Here is a 21,918-nt window from a genome sequence, read left to right as displayed (position 1 = left end):
ACCTCGGCGGCCCGGAGGGCGACGGCGGGCCGTCCAGGGCCAGGGGCAGCGTACGCGCGCCGGGCGCGTCCGCGTCGGACAGCAGGCGCTCGGTGCGACTGGTTCTACCCGCGTCGACGTGCGCGGCGATACCGATGTTCGGGGTGGGGGGAGCGGAAGGCGAAGGCGTCCTCGGGAACTCGTGTCCGGGTGCTGGGCTCGAAGGTTCCGCCGGATCGCCGCGCGCCGCCGCTCCTTGCCGTGTACCTGCCGGTCGACCGTCCGATCATGGTCCTCCGGCCGGTCGCGATCAACGGGTTTCCCCTCTCCCCGGCGTGTCGTTCCCCTGACCTGCGCCGTAACGGTCCGTCACCTGCTAGTCACCCATGGGGGGCCAACGTTCACCACGCGGTGGTTGGGACGTTCCGCATTCTGTGGCCGGATGGAGCACGGTCCCCCGCCCGATCCGCCAAGGGCTCGGGCTCCTCCGCAACCCGTCAGGAGACCGTGCATGCAGGAAACCCCCCACGCCCCCACCCCTGTCCCCGCCCCCACCGCCTCGGCCGCGCACACCACACGGCGCCAGGTCCTGGTCGGCGGCGCGGCGACCCTGGGCGCCGTCGCACTGGGCACCGCCTGGAGCCCCCGGGCCCACGCGGACACCACCACCGCCCGCCCGGGCCGTGTCGTCGATCCCTTCACCCTGGGCGTCGCCTCGGGAGACCCCTTCCACAGCAGTGTGGTGCTCTGGACCCGCCTGGCTCCCGACCCCCTCGCCGAGGACGGTCTGGGCGGCATGCCCGACCGGCGGGTGGAGGTCGAGTGGCAGGTGGCGGAGGACGAGGGCTTCGCCCGCGTCGCCGCCTCCGGGACCGTCGAGACGGGCCCCGACGTCGCCCACTCGGTGCACGTGGAGGCCCAGGGGCTGCGCCCCGGGGCGGAGTACTTCTACCGGTTCCGCGTCGGTGGCGAGATCAGCCCGGTGGGCCGAACCAAGACCACCCTGCCTCCCGGGATGCGGTTGGACCGGTTCGCCTTCGCCTTCGCCAGCTGCCAGAACTACCCCGGAGGCCACTACACCGCCCAGGCGCACCTGGCCGAGGAGGACCTGGACCTGGTCGCGTTCCTGGGCGACTACATCTACGAGTCGGGCGCCCAGGGGGACCTCGGCCGGGGCCACGTGCCGCCGGTGGAGGTCCGCTCCCTGGCCCAGTACCGTATCCGGCACGCCCAGTACAAGAGCGACGCCAACCTCCAGGCCGCGCACGCCGCGTTCCCGTGGGCGGTGGTCTTCGACGACCACGAACTGGAGAACAACTGGGCCGACGACCAGTCCAACGGCGAGGACATCCCCACCGAGGAGTTCCTCCACCGGCGCGCCCAGGCGATGAAGGCCTACTACGAGCACATGCCGTTGCGCCGCGCCCAGCTGCCCGTCGGCCCGGACATGCGGCTCCACCGCAGACTGTCCTTCGGCGACCTGATGGACATGCACCTGCTCGACACCCGCCAGTACCGCGACCCGCAGGTGGGCGACGCCGGGCACGGCGACCCCTCGCGCACCCTGGTCGGCGCCGAGCAGAAGCAGTGGCTGTTCGACGGGCTGTCCTCCTCGCGGGCCCGCTGGAACGTGCTCGCCCAGCAGGTGTTCTTCTCCCAGCGCGACTTCGTCGAGGGGGAGGCGACCAACTTCAGCAACGACGCCTGGGACGCCTACCTCGTCGAGCGCAACGAGGTCCGCGACCAGCTGGCGCGCACGCGCAACGGCGTGGTGATCACCGGTGACGTGCACGCCAACTACGTGTGCGACATCAAGGCCGACTTCGACGACCCGGAGTCGGCGACGGTTGCCACCGAGCTGGTGGGCACGTCCTTCACCAGCGGTGGCGACGGCGCGGAGCAGAACCCGGGCGACGCGGTGCAGCTGCGGGAGAACCCGCACATCAGGTTCATCAACCGCAGGCGGGGCTATGTGCGCAACGTCGTCACGCCCACCGAGTGGACGGCCGACTACCGGGTCGTGGACTACGTGAGCGAGCCGGGCGCACCCGTCAGGGACCGGGCGCGGTTCGTCATCGACGACGGCGTCGCGGGCGTGCGCGCCCGGGGGTGAGGCGTCCCGGACCGGGGCGGGTGTCCCGCCGCTCCCGCCGGCCGCCTTCCTCCGGGCGGCGGTGTTCCTCGGAAGGTTCCCGGCCCTGGGCTCCTACCCGTGGCCGTCCGGGCTGATCCACAGGGCCTCGGCGGCCACCAGGCCCAGGGACCGGGAACTCTCGGGGGAGCCCTCGTCGGGGCGCACGGTGATCTCCATCGACCCGGCGAAGGGCTGGCGCTCGACCACCTCCACGCGCATCCCGATGCCGATCTCGTTCTCGGCCAGGTAGCGCAGCAGGTCGGGGTCGGTGTCGTTGACGCGCACGATCACCCCGCTGACGCCCTTGTCCGCCTCCGAGAGCAGCACGCTCTCGTGCTGGACGATGTGGCCCTCCCGGGTGGGGATGGGGTCGCCGTGCGGGTCCACCACCGGATCGCCCAGGTGGGTGGCGATGCGGTCGACGAACTTGTCCGAAACCACGTGTTCGAGGATCTCGGCCTCGTCGTGTACCTCGTCCCAGGAGTAGTCCAACTCGGCGACCAGGTAGGTCTCCAGCAGCCGGTGGCGGCGCAGCACCGAGAGGGCCGCCTTGGTCCCGGGCTCGGTGAGGGTGACCGCGCCGTAGCGCCGGTGCTCCACCAGGCCCAGTTCGCTGAGTTTGCGCAGCATGCCCGACACCGAGGAGTTGGACACGGACAGGCGTTCGGCCATACCGGAGATGGTCACCGGCCCGGTGCCGCGTTCCTGGAGGTCGTAGATGACCTTCACGTAGTCCTCAACCGACGTGGACGGTCGTGTCGGTGCGTTGTCCATGACCGTAACCGTACCGTGGACCGCTCATCGGCCACCATTTGTGCACGTGCCTGTGGACGGCCCCGGAGCGGTTCTCCCTCCCCCGGATTTGGCCTGCGCGGAAGCGTTTGGTCGAATCGGGTCGTGGAACAACACAGCGCATCCCCTCCCAGGTCACAGGAACGTCTGAAACGCTGGCGGTCCGTGACCGAACTGCCCTTGGTCGCCGCGGCCCTGATCTTCGTCGCCGCCTACGCCTGGCCCATCCTCGACCCCGGCCTGTCCCAGACCTGGCGTGAGTTGTGCGAGGTGCTCATCGTGGCCGTGTGGGTGGTCTTCGCCGCCGACTACGTCACACGCCTGTACCTGGCGCCGGACCGGTGGAGGTTCGTCCGTGAGAACCTGCTGGACCTGTTGATCGTGGTGCTGCCGATGCTGCGCCCCCTGCAGCTGGTCCGGCTCCTGACCGTCGTGTCGCTGCTGCACCGCCACATGTCGGTGTCCCTGCGCGGGAACGTGCTCATATACACCGCGGGTATCACCGTCATCATGCTCCTCATGGCCTCGCTGAGCGTGCTGCGCGCGGAGCAGGACGCCCCCGGGGCCAACATCACCACGCTCACCGACGCGTTCTGGTGGTCGCTGGTGACGGTGTCCACCGTCGGCTACGGAGACCTGTACCCGGTCACCGGCACCGGCCGCCTGATCGCCTCCTTCCTCTTCGTCATGGGGATCGGCCTGCTCGGTGTCATCACCGGCACGCTGTCCACCTGGTTCGTCCAGCAGGTCGAGGACGACTCCGACAAACGCGAACAGAAGGCCGACGCGCACACGCAGGAGCAGTTGCGCGAGCTCACCGAGCAGGTCCGCGCACTCAGGGCCCAACTGGGCCGCACCGCCGAAGCAGCCGAGCCGGTGCCGCCGGACCGGCCGGAGCCGGCTCCCTGAGCGAGCGGAGGGCCCGGTCTTCACTGCGCGGTCGGCGGCGTCTAGTGTCCGGAGCATGAGCGGACCCCACCCCCCGAACGTGCCCCCGCGCGGGTCGTCCTTCTACGACCTGCCCCGGATGTCCGACCGCTACGGCGAGCACCGCCACGGCGGTGTGTCCAGCCCGAACACGGTCATGGAGGAGCCGGCGCTCCTGGAGGAGCTGGGTCCGGCCGCGGGACTGGACGTGCTCGACCTCGGGTGCGGTGACGCCGACCTGGGCCGGATCCTGCTGGGGGCGGGGTGCCGGAGCTACCTGGGCGTCGACGGCTCCGCGGCGATGGTGGAGCGGGCCCGCTCCCGTCTGCGGGACACCGGAGGCAGGGTCGAACGAGCCGACATGGAGGGGTTCACCGCCCCACCGGGCGGCGTCGACCTGGTGGTGTCCCGGATGGCTCTGCACTACGTGGACGACGCCGCTGCGGTGCTCGCCTCGGCGCGGCGGTGGCTGCGCCCGGGAGGGCGGTTGGTGTTCACCGTTCCGCACCCGGTACTGACCTGCAACGACGCCAGCGCGGGCACCGGTCGGCCGCGACAGGACTGGGTGGTGGACGGCTACTTCGCCACCGGCCCCCGCCGGCGCGTGTGGATGGGAGAGCCCGTGACGTGGCACCACCGCACCGTGGAGGACTACGTGCGGGCGCTGCACGGTGCTGGATTCGCCCTCACCGCGCTGCGCGAGTGCGCCCCAGCCCGGGAGCTGTTCGGGGCGAGGGCGCAGGAGTACGAGCGCCGCCGGAGGGTGCCGCTGTTCCTTCTGCTCGCCGGGGCCTGATCCCGCAGGTGTCGAACCCGTCCCGGCTCCGTGAGCCGGAAGAGGGCGACCGCGCAGTCCGCCGCCTCCCAGGCACCGCCCGCCCACGCTGGAATTCCCCTGTACGCGGCGGGTGAGCACGTGGTCGAGGACAAGCCCCGAGCGCGCCGGCGGAATCGGTGCGCGCCTCGCCCCCGGACGCCCGCCACCACCTGTCCGTGCCCACCGTCGACCCCCATGCAGGACCGCCCCGGAATCCTCGTGGCGCGCATGCGCGTCCGGCGGTCAGACTGGCCGTATGGGAACTCTCCACCTCGCGCTCTCCGGCGCGTCCACGACGCCGGAGGAGACCGCCCCCGACCTGGTCCGCCTGCTCCAGGGCCGGGGGTGGCAGGTCACCGTCCTGTGCACACCGACGGGCACCCGCTTCCACGACCTCGACGAACTGGAGGCGCTGACGGGAGAGCCGGTGCGGGTGGACTTCCGCCGTCCCGGCACCGGCAGGAGCCTGCCGCCCCCGGACGCGGTCCTGGCCTGCCCCTGGTCGTTCAACAGCACGAACAAGACGGCGCTCGGTATCACGGACACCTTCGCCGTCGCGCTCGTCTGCGAGATGATCGGGCGCGGCGTCCCCACGTTCCTGGTCCCCAAGGCCGGGGACGGGCTCTCGGGCCACCCCGCCTGGAACCGTGGCCTCCGCCTCCTGGAGGAGGTCCCCCACGTCACCCTCCTGCGCGGTCCCGCACGCGGCTTCCCGGGGTGGCGCCAGGTCGCCGACGCCCTCGCCGGGGAGCCCACACCGTGACGGTGCAACGAACCGGAACCCGTCGGCGATCCGCGGCCCCGAGGGCGTGAAGAGGCACCGCTGGGGACCGCCGGAAGGCCCCTGGCCCGGCTGGTCGGCTCCTGCCGATGGCGGCGGCCGCCCCGTTCCGCTCCGCGGCCACCCGGCCGTCAGGGCACGGGGGTGCCCTGGTGGTAGTACATCCGCCACGTGCCGTCCGCGCCCCGGCGCCACAACGAGCTGCGCCGGGCGCGTGCCCCGCCGACCTCGGTGGCGTAGGTCAGGTGCACCAGGTCCGGGGCCAGCAGCCTGCCCACCATGTCGGTGACCCGTACCCGGCGCCGCCCCGCCCCGGCCTCCCCCGGCCCCCCGGCGTCCGGGTGGCTGTCCATGGTGGCCAGCTCCGCCAGCATCGACTCCCGGTCCCAGCACCTGCCCGACTTTCCGACCTCGGTGAACTCGGTGTCCAACAGCTCCGCGGCGAGTCTGCGTGAGGCGCGCACGTGGGGTTCCAGCAGCATCAGCTCCCCCTCGATCGCCTGCTGGACCGCCTCGCCCGCCCCGTCCCCGTTCCCACGCATCCCTGTCTCCCCACACGGCCGTTCCGTGCACGCCGGTGAACGTGCACGGATTGTTAACACACGCCCAGTTCCGTTCCCTGTGGCGCCTTACTAGCCTGTGGGAGTCTCGTTCACCCCCGCCACCCCCAGGAGAGACACATGTCAGCGGACCCCGGCATCTCCCGACGCGGCGCCCTCGGCGGGCTGAGCGCCGCGGGCGCCCTCGCCCTGGCGGGCTGGCCCGGTACGGCGGCCGCCTCCTCGGCACGTGAGGCCCTCATCACCGTCATGGGCACCTCCGACCTGCACGGCCACTGCATGAACTGGGACTACTTCAAGGACGCCGAGTTCGAGGACTCCGAGGGCAACCACATCGGCATCGCCAAGGCGGCCAGCCTGATCAAGGAGGTCCGCGCCGAGCGCGGACACCACAACACCCTGCTCTTCGACTCCGGCGACACCATCCAGGGCGCCCCGCTGGCCACCTACTACAACGTCGTCGAACCGATCACCGAGACCGGGCAGACCCACCCGATGGCGCGGGCGATGAACGCCGTCGGATACGACGCCGTGGCCCTGGGAAACCACGAGTTCAACTACGGCCTGGAGCACCTGGACACCTGGATCGGCCAGATGCGGGCCCCGGCGCTGGCCGCCAACGCCGTCCACCACGGCACCGACGAGCCCGCCTACCGCCCCTACGTGCTCAAGCGCATGAGGGTGGACTGCCTCGACAAGCCCGGCACCCAGCCCCTGGTGGTCGGCGTGCTGGGACTGACCAACCCCGGGTCCATCATCTGGGACCGCCACCACGTCGAGGGAAGGCTGGAGTTCCGGGACCTGGTGGAAAGCGCCCGCCACTGGGTGCCCGTCATGCGCCGCGAGGGCGCGGACCTGGTGATCGTCAGCGCCCACTCCGGTGACAGCGGCACCTCCTCCTACGGCGACGACGTCCCCGTCGAGAACGCCTCGGCGATGGTCGCCGAGGAGGTGCCCGGCATCGACGCCATCCTGTTCGGCCACTCCCACCGCGACATCTCCGAGCGCTTCGTCACCAACAAGGTCACCGGCGAGCAGGTCCTGATGACGATGCCCTCCTACTGGGGGCGGCGGCTGTCGGTGATGGACCTGGCGCTGCGCCGGGAGAGGGGCCGCTGGCGGGTCACCTCCAAGAGCGCGGTCACGCTGAACAGCAACACCGTGGAGGAGGACCCCGAGATCGTGGAGCTGGTGGCCGACCAGCACGCCACGGCGGTGGAGTACGTCAACCAGGTGGTGGCGACCTCGGTGGAGGAGCTGAGCGCGGCCCAGGCCTGCTGGCGCGACACCGCGATCGTGGACTACATCCAGCACGTGCAGATCGAGACGGTGCGCGCGGCGATCCAGGGCACCGCCGAGGCGGACCTGCCCGTGCTCTCGATCGCGGCTCCCTTCAGCCGCTCGGCGGTCTTCCCCGCCGGCGAGGTCTCGATCCGCGACATCGCCGGCCTGTACGTGTACGACAACACCCTGCTGGCCAGCGTGCTCACCGGGGCGCAGCTGCGCGAGTACCTGGAGTACTCCGCACGCTACTTCCACCAGGTGCCGGTCTCCGGCGCGGTCGACCCGGGCGGCCTGACCAACGCCGACGGCACCCCCGACTACAACTTCGACCAGGTCGCCGGGCTGGAGTACGACATCGACGTGTCCCGGCCGGTGGGCGAGCGGATCGCCTCGCTCACGATGGAGGGCGCGGAGGTCGCCGACGACCAGCGGTTCGTGCTGGCGGTCAACAACTACCGCCAGTCGGGTGGCGGCGGGTTCCCGCACATCACCGGGGCTCCGGTGGTCTACAACGCGCAGGTGCAGGTCAGGCAGGCGCTGATCGACCACGCCACGGCCACCGGCACCATCGACCCGGCCGACTTCCACGTCGTCAACTGGCGCCTGGTCCGCGAGGGCGTGCCCGTCTTCGAGTAGGGGGCGCGCGAGGCGCACGGGTGTGCACGCGTCCCGGCCAGGGACGCGTGCACGGCTCCGCATGGGAAAACCCGTGGCGCCGGACACACGGGGGTGGTCCACTGAGGGGCATGCCGAGCTTCGATGACCCCGCCTTCTTCGGGGAGCACTGGTCAGAGCACTACGACGACAGGCCCAACCCGGACCCGGCCCCGGCTGTGGACTTCCTCCACGCCCTCGCCGCCGGTGGGCGGGTCCTGGAGTTGGCCAGCGGTACGGGGCGCGTCGCCCTGCCCCTGGCCGCGCGGGGCGTGGACGTGGAGGGCGTGGAGGGGTCGGCCGCCATGGTCGAACGGATGCGTGCGCTGCCGGGCGGGGCGGACCTTCCCGTGGTGGTGGGCGACATGGCCGACGTCCCCGTCGAGGGCCCCTACGACCTGGTGTTCCTGGTCTTCAACACGCTCTTCAACCTGCCGGACCAGAAGCGGCAGACGGACTGCTTCGCCAATGTCGCCCGGGTCCTGGAGCCCGGTGGCCGTTTCGTGCTGGAGTGCTTCGTCCCGGGGCGCAGGGAGTTGGAGCGCGACTCCTGGGTGGAGGTCTCCCACCTCACCGAGGACTCCGTCACGCTGCACGTGTACAAGAACGACCCGGTCGCCCAGCGTTACGCCAAGCAGATCCTCACCTTCACTCCCCAGGACGGGATGAGGAGCATGCTCCCGGTGGCGCTGCGCTACTGCTGGCCCGCCGAGCTGGACCTGATGGCCCGTATGGCGGGCCTGGAGTTGGAGGAGCGCCACGCCGACTGGCACGGCCGTCCCTTCGACGCCTCCAGCCCCGGCCACGTCTCGGTCTACCGGCTCCCCGGGCGGGGGTGACCGCCGTGCTCCGCTCAGACCGTGTGCGCGTCCTTCCCGTGAACGGTCGGGGCGGGGCGCAGGTGGTCCAGCTCGTGTGGTGCGAGCGGATAGGGGCGCTCGTCGGGCAGTAGCCGGGCGGCGGCCTCCAGCTCCCCCGCCTGGACCAGTGTGTGGATCCGGTGCGTGAGCGGGGTGGCGTCGGTGACGGAGACGATCCACTCGTCGGCGTAACGGTGCGCGGCCTCGCCCGCCAGTCCCAGCTGCAGGGAGCGGTGCTCCAGCGGCCTCAGGTGCGGGTCGCGTTCGGGATCCCACTGCACGCGGGCGGGGCTCTCACGCAGTCGGCGCCTCCACTCCCGGCGGTCCGCGTGCACGCCCGCCGTGAAGTGCGACAGGCAGGCGTTGCGCAGCGCCCACTCGAATCCCGCACGGGTGACCTCCACCGCCAGCACGGTCTCCTGGTCCTTCTTGGCCCCCCACCCGCATCTGTGGGCCATCCACAGGAACGAGGGCTTGATCCAGGTCATCCGGTCCCGTTTCCATGCGGAGGGGAAGCGGCCGTCGCGGGCGGCGGGCAGCCCGATGGACGGGCTGTAGGCCTGGTAGACGGTGACCGCGGTGTCGGTGTAACGCGCCCGGATCTGGTGGCGGGGGAGGTTCATGGGGCTCAAGGGTGGTGCCTGGCCCCCGGTGGCGGCAAACGGTTTTCCCGTCCTCGGGCCCTCAGCGGCCGCGTGCGGGCACGGCGGCCTTGAGGAGCATCTCCTCGTACTCCCCCTCCGGGTCGGAGTCCAGTACGACGGCGCCGCCCGCGCCGATGGTCATCTGGCCGTCGGCCAGCACGGCGGTGCGGATGACGATGCTCAGGTCGGCGGTGCCGGAGGAGGACACATAGCCCAGCGCACCGGAGTAGACCCCGCGCGCGGAGGTCTCCAGCCGGTCCAGGATCTCCATGGTGCGCTCCTTGGGGGCTCCGGTCATCGACCCGCCGGGGAAGCAGGCGCGCACCGCGTCCACGGCCGACACCCGGGGGCGCAGTCTGCCGCGCACGGTGGAGACGAGCTGGTGCACGGTGGCGTAGGACTCGGTGTACATGAACGCGGGCACCTCGACGCTGCCCACCTCGCACACCCGGCCCAGGTCGTTGCGCAGCAGGTCGACGATCATGAGGTTCTCGGCGCGGGTCTTGGCGCCGGTGCGCAGTTCCTCGGCGGCGCGTGCGTCGCGGTCCGGGTCCGGGTGGCGTGGCGCGGTGCCCTTGATGGGGCGGCTCTCGGCGGTGCGGTCGGCGTCCACGCGCAGGAACCGTTCGGGCGAGGCGCTGAGCACGCTCATCGCTCCCAGGCGCAGCAGGGCGGCGTAGGGCGCGGGGCCGGCGGCGCGCATACGGCGGTAGGCGTCCAGGTCGGTGCCGGTGTGGGGCAGGCGCAGCCGGTTGGTCAGGCAGATCTCGTAGCTCTCCCCGGCCGTGAGCTGGGCCAGGCACTCCTTGACGTCGCCGACGTAGTCCTCGCGCGGGCGCTCCAGCAGGGGGGCCAGGTCGGTGGCCGGCGCGGGCGGTGCGGGCGGGTCCAGGGCTGGCAGGCCGGTGAGGGCGGCCAGGGTCTGCTCCAACCAGGCGTCGCCGTCGGGGAGGTCGTCGGCGCATACCGCGTAGGTGCGGTTTTGGTGGTGGTCGACGGCCACGAACCGGTCGCAGCGCAGCCACACGGCGTCGGGGTGGGGCGAGGTGTGCGCGTTGGCGGCGCCGCAGTCGGCCTTGAGCTCGTAGCCGAGGTAGCCGACGTAGCCTCCGGTGAAGTCGAAGGGCAGCCCGTGCGGGGAGGGGTGGGGGACTCGGCGGTCCAGGGCGTCGAAGACGCTGCCGGGCTCGGTGTGCTCGGTGCCGTCCTGGGCGCGCAGGTGGACGGGTCCGCCGACCCGGTAGGTGAGCACCTCGCCGGTGGCGGCGCCCAGGAAGGAGAAACGGGCGGGGCCCTCGGGTCGGGAGCTGTCCAGCCAGAACGCGTACTCGGCCTCGCCGTACAGGTGGGCGAAGGCGGCCTCGGTGTCCACGGCCAGGGGGAGTTCGCGTGTGCGGGGTGCGGGGTTCCCGGGTGTGGGGCCGGGGTGCTGCCGGGGTGAGTGGGACGAGGGGGCCGTGCGGTGTCCGTGCCGGGGCGCTTCGGCGGCTTCTCGTCCCGGTGGGCCGCTCGCCCGCTCCTCGCGTGTGCTCCCCTGCTCCTCGAAGGCTTCGGTCGGCGGGTCCACGGGGATGCGGGGGTGGTGGTCGTGGCCCGTGCCGGTGTGCGCGCGGGCCAGGTCCAGGAAATTGGCGACCGTCCGCGCGCCGAACTCGCTGGCCACCGACTCGGGGTGGAACTGCACCCCCCAGCGCGGCAGGGTGCGGTGTTCCAGGCCCATGACCACGCCGTCCTCCGACCACGCGGTCGCGGTCAGCGGCTCGGGCAGGGGGTCGGCGACGGCCAGGGAGTGGTAGCGCACGGCGGTGAAGTCCTGCGGCAGGCCCGCGAACAGGCCCGATCCGGTGTGCCGGACCCGGGACAGGTGACCGTGGCGGGGCTGGGGGGCCGAGACCACGTCCGCCCCGGCCAGGTGGGCGATGGCCTGGTGGCCCAGGCACACGCCCAGCACGGGCAGGCGGGTGTGGTCCAGGAGTTCGGGCGCGCGGCCCAGGTCACGCGGGCGCTGGGGGCGGCCCGGCCCGGGTGAGAGGACCACGGCGTCCACGTCGGCCGGGTCGAGGGCCTCCCAGCGGGGGTCGTCGTTGGTGAGAACTGCGGGGTCCCGGCCCAGGACGCGCGCCAGGAGCTGGAAGAGGTTGTACGTGTAGGAGTCGTGGTTGTCCACGAGGAGGACGCGCATCCCGCCCCTTTCGTCCGGTTCGCGGCACTCCAGGTTACGGCGGTCCGGACGGGGGTGGTCGTCCACAGATGCGAGGTGCCCCCTGGAGAAGGAGTCCCGGTCTGGGTACACAAGAAGGTGGAAGAGCGGTTTCCTCGCCAGGAGTGGAGATGACCTACATGGTGGCCACGCTCGTGATCCTCGTCATGGTGGCGCTGGGTGTCTTCTTCGTCGTCACGGTCGCGTCCGTGGCGGGTGCGTCCCTGGATGAGCGCACCCGTCCGGGGCGGCGGTCCTCCCCCGCCGCGCCGGGGCCGCAGGCCGTGGACGCGGCGGAGGAGGAGTTGCGGCTCAGATACGCGCGGGGTGAGATCGACCGCGAGGAGTTCCTCCAGAGGAAGATCGACCTGGAGCGGTGAGCCCGCCGGGCCCTCAGCCCCGCATCTCCTCCAGGGTCTTGCCCTTGGTCTCCTTGACGAACCTCCACACGAAGAAGAACGACACCAGCGCGAAGAACGCGTACAGCATGTAGGTGCCGCTCAGGCTCCAGTCGCGCAGGCTGGGGAAGCTCACGGTGATCAGCCAGTTGGTGAGCCACTGGGTCGCGGTGGCCACACCCATCGCGGCGGCACGGATGCGCAGCGGGAACATCTCCCCCAGCAGCACCCACACGACCACACCCCAGGACAGGGCGAAGAAGAGCACGAACAGGCTGGCCGCGGTCAGCGCCACCGCGCCCCACTCGAACGACAGTGTCACCTCGTCGCCCCGCACCACCGCGTGGTTGAAGGCGTAGGCGGCCAGTGCCAGCGACACCGTCATACCGCCCGAGCCCACCAGCAGCAGCGGTTTGCGGCCGACCCGGTCCACCAGCAGGATCGCCACGAACGTACCCACGATGTTCACGATGGAGGTGAACAGGCTCAGCAGCAGGGAGTTGGTCGCGGACACGCCCACCGACTGCCACAGCGAGCTGGAGTAGTAGAAGATGACGTTGATGCCGACCAGCTGCTGGAAGGCCGAGATGGCCATACCGATCCACACGATGGGCAGCAGGCCGTAGCGGCCGGTCAGGTCGCTCAGCTTCGGCTTGATCTCCGAGCCCAGCGCTTCGCGGATCTCCCCGATGCGCTGGTCCACCCGGTCGGGGCCCCCGCCCTCCACCTCGGCGAGGATACGGCGGGCCCGGGGCACCTGCCCGATACGGACCAGGTAGCGGGGCGACTCGGGGATGAGCAGGCTCAGGCCCACGTAGACCATGGCGGGCAGGACCTCGATGCCCAGCATCCACTGCCAGGCCTGGATCGGTCCCAGCATGTTGCTCGCGCTGCCGCCGGCCATCTGGGCGATACCGAAGTTGACCAGCTGGGAGGCGGCGATGCCCAGCACGATCGCCAACTGCTGCAGCGACGCCAGGCGGCCGCGGTAGGCGGCCGGCGACACCTCGGCGATGTAGGTCGGGGCGATGACCGAGGCCAGACCGATGGCGACACCGCCCAGGACCCGCCAGGCGGTCAGGTCCCACACCCCGAACGGAAGGGCCGAGCCGACGGCGCTGATCGCGAACAGCGCACCGGCGATCTGCATGGTGCGGATACGGCCGATCCGGTCGGCCAGGGCGCCCGCCGTCGCGGCACCCACCACACAGCCCAGGAGCGCTGAGGCGACCGTGAACCCGAGTGTGGCCGGTCCCACGCCGAAGCGTTCCTGGATGGCCGGTACCGCGCCGTTGATGACGGCGCTGTCGTAACCGAAGAGGAAACCGCCCATCGCCGCGGCGGCGGCGATCATCGTCACGTGGACGATGTTGGCCTCGCCCGCCGGGACGGAATCGTCGCCGACTTGTCTGGATCCGCTCACATTCGCTTCCTTCCCCCGTGGCACAACAGTTGTCGCCCCCAGGGTGGACACGCCGAGGGCGAAGCGTCACGGACAAAACGCCCACAGGCCAAAAGATGTCCAGTGTTTGGCACACAACCTGTATCGGTCGCGGCCGACCCGTGTCGCGGCGCCGCCGGACGCGCGCCCGGGGGCCCGAGCACGTACGATCTGGACGAGTTCCCGACGCGGCCGTGAGAAGGGATCGCCCTGTTGACCGTGCTCTTCGACCTGTTCGGTGTCCTGGCGTGCCACCAGTCCGAGGAGGGCAAGGACCGGCTGGTCCAAGTCGCGGGCGCGCCCGCACCGGCCTTCTGGGAGGCGTACTGGGCGCGGCGGTTGTCCTACGACCGTGCGGACGTGACCGCCTCCGAGTACTGGCACCGCGTGGGCGAGGACGTGGGCGTGCGTTTGGACGACCGCCGGATCGCCGCACTGGTCGAGGCCGACATCGCCAGCTGGAGCGCCGTGGACGAGACCATGGTCGCCCTGGTCGGGGAGCTCGCGGCGTCCGGCCGGCGGATCGGACTGCTGTCCAACCTCCCCGAGGAACTGGCCGTCCACTACGAGGCGCACCACCCCTGGCTCGGGAACTTCCACGTGCGCGCCTTCTCCTGCCGTCTCGGCCGCGCCAAGCCCGAACCGGAGGCCTACCGGTGGTGCCAGGAGGCCCTGGGCGTGGAGCCCGGGCGCATCCTCTTCGTCGACGACCGCCAGGAGAACGTGCTGGGCGCCCGGGAGACGGGTATGCGCGCGCACCTGTTCACCAGTGCCGCCCGGCTGAGGGAGGAGCTCGCCCTCGGGGACGCGGACGCCCCGACCTGAGCCGCGGCGTCTTCGCCGGTCCGTTGCGCCCGCTCCCCTCCGCTCTCCTCCCTCACGCGAGGCCCTGGGCGCCACGTTCGGTACCGGTACGCCGCCGGAGCGCAAACAGCCGTCCCGTACAAGACTTCTCCCGCGTTTTTGGCTCCTTCCGCGGCTGCGCCGCTCCCGCCCGGGGACCCAGGATCGTCCCCGTGACCACATTCCTTCCCCTGGCCGAGAAGGCCCTTCGCCGTGAGACGCCCACCCGCGACGAACTCCTCGGGGTTCTGCGCAGCTCCGACGACGACCTGGTGGACCTGGTCGCCGCCGCATTCCGGGTCCGGCGGCGCTACTTCGAGCGCCGCGTCAAGCTCAACTACCTCGTGAACATCAAGAGCGGCCTGTGCCCGGAGGACTGCTTCTACTGCTCCCAGCGCCTGGGCTCCGAGGCCGAGATCGTCAAGTACACCTGGCTCAAACCCGACCAGACCCGTGAGGCCGTCTCCCACGGGGTGAGGGCGGGCGCCACCCGGGTCTGCCTGGTGGCCAGCGGGCGCGGCCCCACCGACCGCGACGTGGAACGCCTCGCCCCCGCCATCGAGGGCATCAAGGCCGAGCACCCGGGTGTGGAGGTGTGCGCCTGCCTGGGCCTGCTCTCCGAGGGGCAGGCCGACCGGCTGCACGAGGCCGGGGCCGACGCCTACAACCACAACCTCAACACCTCGCAGGAGCGCTACGCCGACATCTGCACCACCCACGAGTTCACCGACCGGGTGGACACCGTGTCCAGGGCCAAGCACGCCGGGCTCTCCCCCTGCTCCGGGCTGATCACGGGGATGGGGGAGAGCGACGACGACCTGGTGGACGCCCTGTTCGCGCTGCGCGAGCTGGAACCGGACTCGGTACCGGTCAACTTCCTCATGCCCTTCGAGGGGACTCCGCTGGAGGGCACCTGGGAGCTGACCCCGCAGCGGTGCCTGCGTGTCCTGGCCGCGACCCGGTTCGTCTTCCCCGACGTGGAGGTCCGTCTGGCGGGGGGCCGGGAGATCCACCTGCGCTCCCTGCAGCCGCTGGCGCTGCACATCGTCAACTCGCTCTTCCTGGGGGACTACCTCACCAGCGAGGGCCAGGCGGGCAGGGACGACCTGGAGATGATCGCCGACGCGGGGTTCACCGTGCAGGGCGCGGGAGAGCCCACCCTGCCCCGGGAACGCCACGACCTGCTCAGGACCCGTCGGCGCGGCGCTGGAACCGCTCTTCCGCCCAACGCCTGACGCCGACGGGCCCGGGGCTCGGCGCCTTCCGGGTTCCGGGGGCGCCGAACGGGTCCGTCCGGCTCAGGAGCGCGGGGCGGGCTGTTCGTTGCCGTACCAGAGGGGGACCTGCTGGTTCTGTGCCGCCTCGGCGGCCAGCACGTCCTCCTGGCGGTCGCGCACGCACTTGGCCAGTGTGAAGGTGGAGGTGATGACGTAGAGCAGGCCCAGGCCCAGGAAGGCCCGGATCCACAGGTCGACGGGGAGGTAGATGATCCCCGCGCCCACCCCGACGGCCGAGACCCCGAAGGACAGGGCGGACTGGAGGAAGAACTGCGGGGTGGACCGGGGCTGGGGAGTGTAGGGGTTCATGGCGTCCATGCTGCCGGTCGCCCCGGTCCCGCGCCTGAGTACGGCTACTCACCGCGTCCTGGGGCGCTCTCCCACCGCCGCGCCTCTCCCCCGGCCGGGCCCTGCCCCGTCCTGTGGGCCTCCTCGAAGGAGGGCGCCGCCGGCCGGTCGGGGCGGAAGGGGGCCAGGTCCAGCCCAGGATCCTCCCCCATCGCCAACCGGGCCGCGACCAGCCCCTGGAAGGGGCCGAAGGTCAGTCCCTCACCGCCCAGCCCGGTCGCCACCACCACTCCGGGCAGCCGTTCCACGGGCCCCAGCAACTGCCTTCCGTCGTGTGTGCCCGGGCGGAAACCCACGCGCGTCTCCACCACCGTGGCCTCGTCCAGTCCGGGCAGCACCTCCAGCGCGGTGGAGAGGTTGTGCAGCAGGCTCGCGGCCGTCACCCGCCGGTCGAATCCGGCCTCCGGCTCCAGCGTGCCGCTGGTGGCCACCCGGTCCGGGCCGAACGCGCAGGCGTAGTACCCGCGCTCACCGAAGCGCACCACAGGCCAGGCCCTGGTGTCGCGTCCGGGCAGCGCGAAGTGCGCCACCTGTCCGCGTACCGGCCGCACGGGCAGTTCCACGCCGGCGGCCGCGAGCAGTCCGGCCGACCACGCGCCCGCCGCCACGACGACCGTGGGCGCCTCCAGGTCCTCGGTGCCCATCCGCACACCCGTCACACGGTGGCCGTTCCACGACAGGCGGGCCTCGCCCTTGAAGTAGCGCAGGCCCCGCTCCTCCGCGGCGTTGAACAGGGCCGCACGGGCCGCCGGGGCGTTCAGGCGGGCCATCCCGGGCACGAACACCCCGCCGTAGGAGGCGGGCACCAGGGGGAACCGCTCGCGCGGCTCACCCGGGGCCAGCCGCTCCACCCGGCCCATCGTGGTGAACTCCGGGCGCTCGGACAGGGTGCGTATCAGGTCGAACCCGGCGTCGTCCCCCTCCAGGTCCACGGACATGCCTCCGACCACCTCGTATCCGGTGGCCTGCCCGTCCCGGGCCAGTTCGGCCATCAGCTCCGGATAGTGCTCGGCCGCGCGGGCCTTGAAGTCCCACACCGGGCCGGAGTCCCAGGGGAAGGGCCACGGGTGGATGACCCCCAGCCCGGCGGCCGTGGCCTGCCCCAGGTGCGCGGTGTCCACCAGCGCGGTGGACACACCCTTCCTGGCCAGGTGGAAGGCCGCGCTGGTCCCCACGATCCCGCCGCCGACAACGATCACGTCCATGGGGTCCACCCTGCCCCTCCGGTCGTTCACGGACAAGCCGGACGGTCCGCGTGCCGCGTCCGGGGAACGGGTACGGATGCGCGGTAGGTTGTGCTCTTCCGAAGCCCCCGCGGCGAGACCCTGGAGGACGTGTACGTGGACGGATACACCTACTACGGGGCCGCCCTGATGCGCCGCCCCAGCCCCGGCCTGGCGCGGGGCATCGTCACCCACATCCCCCGCACGGCGGTGGACCCGGTCCTGGCCGCACGCCAGTACACGATCTACCAGGAGGCCCTCGCCTCGGCCGGGTGGCGGGTGTGCGAGGTCGACGCGGCCCCCGAGTACCCCGACTCGGTGTTCGTGGAGGACACCGTGGTGGTGTGCGGGGACCTGGCGGTCCTGACCCGCCCCGGCGCCGAGGCCCGCCGCGGTGAGGTGGAGGGGGTCGAGCCGGTGGTGCGCGCGCTCGGGCTGCGGGTGGCACGCATCGAGGAGCCCGCGACCCTGGACGGCGGCGACGTGCTCCAGGTGGGATCCACCGTCTACGTGGGGGTGGGCGGGCGCACCAACGCCGAGGGCGCCGCCCAGCTCGAACGGCTGCTCAAGCCGTTGGGCCGGGAGGTCAAGAGAGTGGGGACGGGTGCGGCACTGCACCTGAAGTCGGCGGTGACCGCGCTGCCGGACGGATCGCTCATAGGCCTGCCCGACCTGGTGGAGGCCGACGTCCTGCCGCCGGTGCGCCGCGCCCCCGAGGAGCCGGGCGCGCACGTGCTGCCGTTGGGCGGGCGCGAGGTCCTGGTCAGTGCGGCGGCGCACGAGACCATCCACCAGCTGACCGCCGACCACTGGCGGGTGCTGCCGGTGGACATCTCCCAGTTCGAGAAGCTGGAGGCGTGCGTGACCTGCCTCAGCGTCCTGGTGCCGGATCAGGACCGCGGGGTCTGAGCGGGCCGGGGGCGCGGGCCCGCGGACCGCTGCGGTGCGCACCTGTGGGGCGGCCGGTCGTGGATCCGGTCACCGGGACTCCGGCGGCCGGGCGTGCGCGCGTGCCGAGGGCGTACGGCGGCCGACGATCGCCGGAGCCTCGTGGACCAGTGCGTCGTCGGTGACCGCCTCCACCATGAACAGCGCGTAGTCGGTCCGCCGTGTGGTGTTGCCGGCCAGGACCGGGTCGCCGACGTGCCGGCTCCACACCGGAAGCCCCTCGCTCTCCCCCTCCTCGAGGTCGCTGCCGCGCACGACCGTCCACCGGGTGCCGCTGTCGAACACCCGGCGGCACGCCTCCACCTGGTCGTCGACGTCGACGACGCGTACCAGCCGCGCCAGTGCGCCGAAGACCCTGGTGAAGGCGAGGAACCTGCGCGAGTACACGTCCTTGTCGTCGCGGGCGACGTGCCAGCCGCAGGAGAACACCAGCCGCGCGCCCGCGGGCGCCAGGTCGAGCACCGCCTGGGCCGTTCCGGTCGAGTACCCGTGGACTCCCCACGGGACCAGGACCGTGAGCACCGCGTCGCATCCGGCGACCGCGCGCCCGATGACCTCCCGGTCGTCCGTGGGCCCCGCGACCACGGTGATGCGGCCTTCGAACTCCGCCAGCTTCCCGACGCTCTTCTCGCGGCACACGCCCACGACCTCGTAGTCGCGGTCCAGGGCGTGCTGGACCATGTACCGCCCGAGCTTGCCCGAGGCCCCGACGACGCAGACCCTCAGTCCGCCCCGGTCGGCCCTCTCCTGCCCTCGTTCCGTTCCCACGCGCGTTCCTCCCGGCCCTCCGGTGGGCGTTCCGGGAGAACCGGTACGCCCGCGACCCTCGTGCCTTACACCTGTAAGGTTGTGGTCGGAGGCTATCCTTACACCCGTAAGGCCGTCAAGGAGAGACGGTGAGGCACCGACGTAGTCCAGGGAGATCACGTGGCATCCACCCCCGAACGGCAGCGCGCACCCCGCCCCTCCCTGAGCAGGAAGCGTGTCCTCGAAGGCGCCGTGCGCGTGGCCGACGAGCGCGGAGCGGCCTCGGTGAGCATGCGCAAGGTGGCCGAGCACCTCGGGGTCGAAGCCATGTCGCTGTACCACCACGTGGCCAGCAAGGACGAGATCCTGGACGGGATCGTCGATCTGGTCTTCGGCGAGATCGAACTGCCCCGGGACACGGCCGACTGGAAGGGCGCCATGCGCCGGCGCGCGCTCTCCGCCCGCGCTGTGCTCTCGCGCCACATCTGGGCGCTGGGCCTGATGGATTCTCGGCGCGATCCCGGACCGGCGACGCTGCGGCACCACGACTGGATGATCGGATGCCTGCGCGGGGCGGGGTTCTCGATCGCGATGGCCGCCCGGGCGGTGTCGGTCCTGGACAGCTACGTCTACGGATTCGTCCTACAGGAGTCGAGCCTGCCGTTCGACACCTCGCAGGAGATGGAGGACGTGGCGGCGGCCATGCTCCGCGCGCTCCCGACCGACGAGTACCCCCACCTCACCGAGATGATCACCTCCCACGCCCTGCGCACGGACTACGCCTACGCCGACGAGTTCGCCCCCGGACTCGACCTGGTCCTCGACGGCCTCGCGAGGGCCCTGGACGATGCGGTCGGTCCGTCCCGCCCATGACCGGCCCCCTCTCCCCCGGACCGCCGTGGAGAGGGCGGACCCGTGCCTTGGCCCGGTGCGGTCCCTTCCCGGCGGCGATGGCGCGTGCACGTTCACGCCGACCTGGTGCGGTGCCCGGGCCGAAGGCGGTCTCGGGTACCGCGTCGGCAGGTGGTCCGGTGCAGGCGGCACAGCCATCCGCGGTCGCGGTGGCGGGCCGGGGCGCGGTGGTCGTCACGGTCCGGCGGGCGGTGCCGTGGGGCGGACGCCGGCGGCTGTTCCTGCTGGTCGGGCCTGGAGAAGCGCCGCACGGCCAGGAACAGGCACAGTGCGCCGAAGCAGGCCAGCGCCGCCAGTTCCTCCGTGGTCGAGGGCCGCAGGCCCCACACCCGCAGGTTCGCGAACAGGGTGTCGGAGGCGGCGTCGGGCAGGTGGGCGGTGAGGGTGTGGCGTGCCGCGTCCACCGCGTGGGTCAGCGGGTTGAGCGCGGTGAACACGGTGAGCCAGGTCGGGAGGACGCTGAGCGGGAAGAAGACCCCGGACAGCAGCACCAGCGGCCCCAGGAACAACCCGGTGGTGGCCTGGAAGGTCTGCGGGCTGGGCAGGCACACCGCCAGCAGCGCCCCCAGGGAGGCCAGAGCGAACGAGACCAGCACCAGCACCGCCAGGAACGAGGTGAGCAGCGCCGGGTCGTAGGGCACGCCCGCGGCCCCCGCGAAGAGCAGCAGGACCGCGCCGTGGCAGGTGGCGGCGGTGGTGCCCGCGAGCACCTTGCCCACCAGCAGGGACTCGCGGCGCACGGGCGCCGCGAGCATCCCGCGCAGGAGGCCGAGCTTGCGGTCGCCCAGGATCGAGGCACCGGCGGCGAAGGCCGGGGACTGGACCGCCATCACCATGACACCGGGGAAGAGGAAGGTCGCGTAGCCCACGCCCGGGCCGACGTCGGACACGACCGCGCCCAACCCGATGCCCAGGGCGGCCAGGAGCAGCATGGGCTGTGCCAGGCCGAGCGCCAGTCGCAGCCGCCCGCGCAGGAGGGCGGTGATCTCGCGCCGCCACACGGCGGCCACCGCGCGCGCCTCGGCGTCCAACCGGACCGTCATCGCCGTGTTCACGTGTGGGACTTCCTCACCTGGGAGCGTGGGCCGTGCCCCGTGTGGCGTGGGAGTACGTCGTGCAGGCTCGGCGGGGATGCGGGCGGGGGCACCAGGTGGGCGCAGGCGTCGTCGAGGCGGGAGCGGACCTCGACCGGGGTCCCCAGGTCCCTCATCCGGCCGCGGTCCAGGACGGCCGCCCGGTCGCAGTGGTCCGTCTCGGCCGCGCGGCGGGTGGTCACCAGCACCGCGGTACCGGACTCGCGGTGCATGCGGCGCAGGTGCCGCCACACGTCGGCGCGGTCGCGCGGACCGAGGCCGGTCGTGGGCTCGTCCACGAGCAGGACCTCGGGGTGGTGCAGCAGGCTCCGGGTGATCTCCAGGCGCCGCCTCACCCCGCCGGGGAGCGTGCGCACCAGCTCGTGCCGCAGGTCGGGCAGGTCGGCCAGGTCCAGCATCGAGGCGATGCGCCGACGTACCCGGCGGCGTGCGACCCCGTGGAGGGCGGCGTGGACGCGCAGGTTCTCCTCGACCGTGAGCCTGTCGTCCAGCGTGGGGCTCTGGAACACCACGCCGATGGAGCGCCTGACCCCGGCGGGGTCGGTGCGCGCGTCGTGCCCGGCCACCCACAGGCTTCCGGAGGTGGGACGGACCAGTGCGCACAGCATCGCGATGGTGGTGGACTTACCTGCCCCGGTGGGGCCCAGGATTCCGAAGACCTCCCCGGGGCGTACCAGCAGGTCGATCCCGCGGACCACCTCCACCCCGGCATAGGTCTTGGCCAGGCCCTCAGCCCGGATCGCCGGAGGACGTGGGATTGCGGCCCGGACGTCCTCGGTGTTTGGGAGTGTCACCCCGGGTGGGTTCCCGGCGTGGATTCCTGGTTCCAATTCACTCCTCAAGGGGGCAAAACGCCCAACATCTGATGGACGATGAGGGACGTCCGCAGACGAAGTCGTTTTCTGCGTGGGGGTTCGGGGGTTAAAGCTCGCGGCAAAGCTACCCGAGGTGGTTTGTTGATAACAACCAGTTGCCATGAGGGATGGGTCCGTAACCGGGAGGAAAAAGCCTGTGACACGGTGTGTTCGGTGCCACCGCCGTGAACGGAGCCGGAA

The 21,918-nt window shown here is 71.9% G+C and carries 21 protein-coding genes; 11 read left to right on the top strand and 10 right to left on the bottom strand.

Features of this window, described 5'->3' with window-relative positions; translation table 11 throughout:
- Window positions 1–490: 490 nt before the first annotated feature.
- Complete coding sequence (locus A6A08_RS04355) at window positions 491–2,092, top strand: alkaline phosphatase (protein WP_073701209.1); 1,602 nt, start codon at window positions 491–493, stop codon at window positions 2,090–2,092.
- A 93-nt stretch (window positions 2,093–2,185) separates the two neighbouring features.
- Here the strand turns inward: A6A08_RS04355 and A6A08_RS04350 are convergent, their stop codons facing one another.
- Complete coding sequence (locus A6A08_RS04350; protein ID WP_073701208.1) at window positions 2,186–2,887, bottom strand: metal-dependent transcriptional regulator; 702 nt, start codon at window positions 2,885–2,887, stop codon at window positions 2,186–2,188.
- A gap of 183 nt (window positions 2,888–3,070) precedes the next feature.
- Here A6A08_RS04350 and A6A08_RS04345 point away from each other — a divergent pair, with 183 nt between their 5' ends.
- From A6A08_RS04345 to A6A08_RS04335, 3 genes are all read left to right on the top strand, one after another.
- Window positions 3,071–3,814 carry an ion transporter gene (locus A6A08_RS04345; protein ID WP_242422108.1) on the top strand — a complete coding sequence of 248 codons (744 nt, stop codon included), beginning with the start codon at window positions 3,071–3,073 and terminating at the stop codon, window positions 3,812–3,814.
- Window positions 3,815–3,869: 55 nt separating this feature from the next.
- Window positions 3,870–4,628: a class I SAM-dependent methyltransferase gene (locus A6A08_RS04340; RefSeq protein ID WP_073701207.1), complete on the top strand. Its 759-nt coding sequence runs from the start codon at window positions 3,870–3,872 to the stop codon at window positions 4,626–4,628.
- A 277-nt stretch (window positions 4,629–4,905) separates the two neighbouring features.
- Window positions 4,906–5,412: a flavoprotein gene (locus A6A08_RS04335; protein ID WP_073701206.1), complete on the top strand. Its 507-nt coding sequence runs from the start codon at window positions 4,906–4,908 to the stop codon at window positions 5,410–5,412.
- 149 nt (window positions 5,413–5,561) lie between these two features.
- Here A6A08_RS04335 and A6A08_RS04330 read toward each other — a convergent pair whose 3' ends face one another.
- Window positions 5,562–5,972, bottom strand: coding sequence for a DUF4440 domain-containing protein (locus A6A08_RS04330; protein ID WP_073701205.1), 411 nt, complete (start codon window positions 5,970–5,972; stop codon window positions 5,562–5,564).
- Window positions 5,973–6,110: 138 nt separating this feature from the next.
- Between A6A08_RS04330 and A6A08_RS04325 the strand changes: the two genes are divergently transcribed.
- Both A6A08_RS04325 and A6A08_RS04320 read left to right on the top strand, forming a co-directional pair.
- A complete protein-coding gene (locus A6A08_RS04325) occupies window positions 6,111–7,910 on the top strand; it encodes a bifunctional UDP-sugar hydrolase/5'-nucleotidase (protein ID WP_073701204.1) in 1,800 nt (599 codons plus the stop codon).
- 110 nt (window positions 7,911–8,020) lie between these two features.
- Window positions 8,021–8,767, top strand: coding sequence for a class I SAM-dependent methyltransferase (locus tag A6A08_RS04320; protein ID WP_073701203.1), 747 nt, complete (start codon window positions 8,021–8,023; stop codon window positions 8,765–8,767).
- 14 nt (window positions 8,768–8,781) lie between these two features.
- Here the strand turns inward: A6A08_RS04320 and A6A08_RS04315 are convergent, their stop codons facing one another.
- Together A6A08_RS04315 and pabB are read right to left on the bottom strand one after the other, a co-directional pair.
- Entirely contained in the window at window positions 8,782–9,411 is a 630-nt protein-coding gene (locus A6A08_RS04315; protein WP_073701202.1) for a DUF4291 domain-containing protein, read from the bottom strand.
- A gap of 61 nt (window positions 9,412–9,472) precedes the next feature.
- On the bottom strand, window positions 9,473–11,614 hold the full coding sequence (pabB, locus tag A6A08_RS04310; protein WP_073701201.1) for an aminodeoxychorismate synthase component I: 2,142 nt from the start codon (window positions 11,612–11,614) through the stop codon (window positions 9,473–9,475).
- Between the two features lie 149 nt (window positions 11,615–11,763).
- Here pabB and A6A08_RS04305 point away from each other — a divergent pair, with 149 nt between their 5' ends.
- Window positions 11,764–12,012 (top strand): SHOCT domain-containing protein, encoded by a 249-nt coding sequence (locus A6A08_RS04305; RefSeq protein ID WP_073701200.1) that lies wholly within the window; start codon window positions 11,764–11,766, stop codon window positions 12,010–12,012.
- 13 nt (window positions 12,013–12,025) lie between these two features.
- On the opposite strand, the gene A6A08_RS04300 is transcribed toward A6A08_RS04305, so the two are convergent.
- Complete coding sequence (locus tag A6A08_RS04300) at window positions 12,026–13,453, bottom strand: sugar porter family MFS transporter (RefSeq protein WP_073701199.1); 1,428 nt, start codon at window positions 13,451–13,453, stop codon at window positions 12,026–12,028.
- A 231-nt stretch (window positions 13,454–13,684) separates the two neighbouring features.
- Between A6A08_RS04300 and A6A08_RS04295 the strand changes: the two genes are divergently transcribed.
- Together A6A08_RS04295 and bioB are read left to right on the top strand one after the other, a co-directional pair.
- Window positions 13,685–14,296, top strand: a complete 612-nt coding sequence (locus A6A08_RS04295; RefSeq protein ID WP_073701198.1) for an HAD family phosphatase — start codon at window positions 13,685–13,687, stop codon at window positions 14,294–14,296.
- A 191-nt stretch (window positions 14,297–14,487) separates the two neighbouring features.
- Window positions 14,488–15,549: a biotin synthase BioB gene (gene bioB / locus A6A08_RS04290; protein ID WP_073701197.1), complete on the top strand. Its 1,062-nt coding sequence runs from the start codon at window positions 14,488–14,490 to the stop codon at window positions 15,547–15,549.
- Window positions 15,550–15,612: 63 nt separating this feature from the next.
- Here bioB and A6A08_RS04285 read toward each other — a convergent pair whose 3' ends face one another.
- The gene (locus tag A6A08_RS04285) at window positions 15,613–15,900 is read right to left on the bottom strand and encodes a YiaA/YiaB family inner membrane protein (RefSeq protein ID WP_073701196.1); all 288 of its coding nucleotides are present in this window, start codon (window positions 15,898–15,900) and stop codon (window positions 15,613–15,615) included.
- Window positions 15,901–15,944: 44 nt separating this feature from the next.
- The gene (locus tag A6A08_RS04280) at window positions 15,945–17,144 is read right to left on the bottom strand and encodes an FAD-binding oxidoreductase (RefSeq protein WP_083608846.1); all 1,200 of its coding nucleotides are present in this window, start codon (window positions 17,142–17,144) and stop codon (window positions 15,945–15,947) included.
- Between the two features lie 135 nt (window positions 17,145–17,279).
- On the opposite strand from A6A08_RS04280, the gene ddaH reads away from it, so the two are divergent.
- Entirely contained in the window at window positions 17,280–18,071 is a 792-nt protein-coding gene (ddaH, locus tag A6A08_RS04275) for a dimethylargininase (RefSeq protein ID WP_073701280.1), read from the top strand.
- A gap of 69 nt (window positions 18,072–18,140) precedes the next feature.
- Here ddaH and A6A08_RS04270 read toward each other — a convergent pair whose 3' ends face one another.
- A complete protein-coding gene (locus A6A08_RS04270; RefSeq protein ID WP_073701195.1) occupies window positions 18,141–18,878 on the bottom strand; it encodes an NAD(P)-dependent oxidoreductase in 738 nt (245 codons plus the stop codon).
- A 159-nt stretch (window positions 18,879–19,037) separates the two neighbouring features.
- Between A6A08_RS04270 and A6A08_RS04265 the strand changes: the two genes are divergently transcribed.
- Window positions 19,038–19,730, top strand: coding sequence for a TetR/AcrR family transcriptional regulator (locus A6A08_RS04265; protein ID WP_073701194.1), 693 nt, complete (start codon window positions 19,038–19,040; stop codon window positions 19,728–19,730).
- 92 nt (window positions 19,731–19,822) lie between these two features.
- On the opposite strand, the gene A6A08_RS04260 is transcribed toward A6A08_RS04265, so the two are convergent.
- Together A6A08_RS04260 and A6A08_RS04255 are read right to left on the bottom strand one after the other, a co-directional pair.
- Entirely contained in the window at window positions 19,823–20,824 is a 1,002-nt protein-coding gene (locus A6A08_RS04260) for an ABC transporter permease (protein WP_073701193.1), read from the bottom strand.
- Window positions 20,821–21,657, bottom strand: coding sequence for an ATP-binding cassette domain-containing protein (locus A6A08_RS04255; RefSeq protein ID WP_242422107.1), 837 nt, complete (start codon window positions 21,655–21,657; stop codon window positions 20,821–20,823). The genes A6A08_RS04260 and A6A08_RS04255 overlap by 4 nt, the downstream gene beginning before the upstream one ends.
- Between the last annotated feature and the right edge of the window lie 261 nt (window positions 21,658–21,918).

Source organism: Nocardiopsis sp. TSRI0078 (assembly GCF_001905145.1).
Lineage (GTDB): Bacteria > Actinomycetota > Actinomycetes > Streptosporangiales > Streptosporangiaceae > Nocardiopsis.
Note: the sequence above shows the minus strand (reverse complement) of the source record. Positions and strands in the feature narration are given on the sequence as shown.

What these genes read in the sequence shown, in the direction of transcription:
- A6A08_RS04350 (WP_073701208.1), bottom strand. Translation starts at nt 2,887, where the DNA reads ATGGACAACGCACCGACACGACCGTCCACGTCGGTTGAGGACTACGTG.
- A6A08_RS04355 (WP_073701209.1), top strand. Translation starts at nt 491, where the DNA reads ATGCAGGAAACCCCCCACGCCCCCACCCCTGTCCCCGCCCCCACCGCC.
- A6A08_RS04280 (WP_083608846.1), bottom strand. Translation starts at nt 17,144, where the DNA reads ATGGACGTGATCGTTGTCGGCGGCGGGATCGTGGGGACCAGCGCGGCC.
- A6A08_RS04320 (WP_073701203.1), top strand. Translation starts at nt 8,021, where the DNA reads ATGCCGAGCTTCGATGACCCCGCCTTCTTCGGGGAGCACTGGTCAGAG.
- A6A08_RS04315 (WP_073701202.1), bottom strand. Translation starts at nt 9,411, where the DNA reads ATGAACCTCCCCCGCCACCAGATCCGGGCGCGTTACACCGACACCGCG.
- pabB (WP_073701201.1), bottom strand. Translation starts at nt 11,614, where the DNA reads ATGCGCGTCCTCCTCGTGGACAACCACGACTCCTACACGTACAACCTC.
- A6A08_RS04305 (WP_073701200.1), top strand. Translation starts at nt 11,764, where the DNA reads ATGACCTACATGGTGGCCACGCTCGTGATCCTCGTCATGGTGGCGCTG.
- A6A08_RS04330 (WP_073701205.1), bottom strand. Translation starts at nt 5,972, where the DNA reads ATGCGTGGGAACGGGGACGGGGCGGGCGAGGCGGTCCAGCAGGCGATC.
- A6A08_RS04335 (WP_073701206.1), top strand. Translation starts at nt 4,906, where the DNA reads ATGGGAACTCTCCACCTCGCGCTCTCCGGCGCGTCCACGACGCCGGAG.
- A6A08_RS04340 (WP_073701207.1), top strand. Translation starts at nt 3,870, where the DNA reads ATGAGCGGACCCCACCCCCCGAACGTGCCCCCGCGCGGGTCGTCCTTC.
- A6A08_RS04325 (WP_073701204.1), top strand. Translation starts at nt 6,111, where the DNA reads ATGTCAGCGGACCCCGGCATCTCCCGACGCGGCGCCCTCGGCGGGCTG.
- A6A08_RS04285 (WP_073701196.1), bottom strand. Translation starts at nt 15,900, where the DNA reads ATGAACCCCTACACTCCCCAGCCCCGGTCCACCCCGCAGTTCTTCCTC.